The organism is Acinetobacter sp. 228, from assembly GCF_048147885.1.
In genome coordinates, this window is sequence record NZ_JAYWYV010000136.1 from 1 (window position 1) to 1,771 (window position 1,771).

General features: G+C 39.1%; 1 protein-coding gene. It reads left to right on the forward strand.

Going from position 1 to position 1,771, the window contains the following annotated elements; all coding sequences use genetic code 11:
* Positions 1 to 1,736: ATP-binding protein (locus tag VXQ92_RS16685; protein WP_416682573.1), on the forward strand; the 1,736-nt coding region annotated here is incomplete at its 5' end.
* Positions 1,737 to 1,771 lie beyond the last annotated feature (35 nt).

Consider the following 1,771-nt stretch of genomic DNA (forward strand, 5'->3'; position numbering starts at 1 on the left):
GTGCGTTTGAGTTGGCTCGGCAACTCGGTGGCCGAACAGAGGTTTTATATGGGCCGCGAGTTGCGTCAGTGTTAATGGATGCCGCCGTTGATCGAGGTATTTCCAATCTGGTGATTGGTAAAAGTATTTCACCGTGGTGGTTAAAGTTATTTAAGAAAAATTTAGCTCAGCAATTATTAAATCAAGAAAACTCGATTGCTTTAACCATTTTGCACCCAGAACAGGGCACTAAAAAGATTAATCAGCTCGAAAAACCTTCATTTTTATCATTAAAAGAAAGTGTTTTTGTTTTAGCTGTTACATGCGCAAGTATTTTTATAGCTCACTTCGCAGAAGTTCTATTTGGTATTGAAGACTTCTCTGTCATTTTTATTATTTCTGTTTTAATTGTTGCAACTAAGACCCGAATGTTAGCTGCAGTAGTGGCTGCTCTTATTTGTTTCTTAGCCTATAATTTTTTCTTTATTGCCCCGCGTTATACCTTTCAGATTTCAGCACACCAAGGGGTGGTCACCGTTGTTGCTTTTTTTGCAGCAGCTTTAATTGCCGGGCGTTTGGCTTCTCAGTTACGCCAGCAAGTTTTATCTTTAAAAGCTGCGAATGCCTACACTACGGTAATGCAAGACTTGGCACGTAAGCTTTCTAGTGCAGTGAACCTTGAAGAAGTCATGCAAACAGGACGTATGACTTTAGAAACCCAGCTTCAGACTAAGGTGTGGATTTCTATTCGAGATAAGGTAATTTCATCTGATATTGAGCTAAATGATAAAGAAAAAGTAACCGCAGAATGGTGTTTGAAACACAAGCAGCCGTGTGGGCGTTTTACCGATACTCTGAGTCAATCAAACTGGTGGTTTTTACCTCTTTTAGAGCAGAAAAATAGCCTAGGTATAGTGGGAATTTACTTTAAGGATGACGTAGTTTCTCTAAATTTTGAGCAAAAGAAATTGACGGAAAGTGTAATTGAATATATTGCACAGGCAGCACTCCGAACCCAATTGGTCAATGAACTTGAACAAGCAAAAGTCACCAGTGAAACAGAGCGCTTACGTTCTGCTTTATTATCTTCGGTATCACATGATTTACGTTCACCACTCGCTTCTATTATTGGGGCAGCAGACACACTTGCCAATTTTAAAGCTGAAATGTCAGAGCAAGACCAACAAGATCTGCTTGAAACAATTCATTTAGAAGGTGAGCGCTTAGATCGTTATATTCAAAACTTGCTTGATATGACGCGCTTAGGCCACGAAGGTTTAACTTTAAAAAGAGACTGGATTGGTGTGGATGAATTAATTGGTTCTGCAACCCGCCGTTTAAAGCGCTATAAACCAGATACTCAAGTGTCAGTTGAATTACCTAAGCAACCGATTAGTTTTTATGTCCACCCAGCACTGGTAGAACAGGCTATTTTTAATGTTTTAGAAAATGCGGCAAACTTTTCACCTCCAGATGAACCAGTCATGATTCGTGCTTATCTTTCATCAGAAGATGAAGTAAAAATAGAAATTGAAGATAGAGGTGCGGGAATTCCTGAAGACGAAAGACACCGCATTTTCGATATGTTTTATACTATGGAGCGTGGAGACCGTGGAAAATTTGGTACAGGTTTAGGGCTTACAATCGTAAAAGCGATTATTGGTGCTCATATGGGTACAATAGAAGCATTTTCGGGGCGCCAAAATAAAGGTACTTTAATTCAAATCAAATTACCCCTTCATCCAGTAAAAGAATAAGTTGTAAATTCATGATAAGTTCAGAAACATCACCT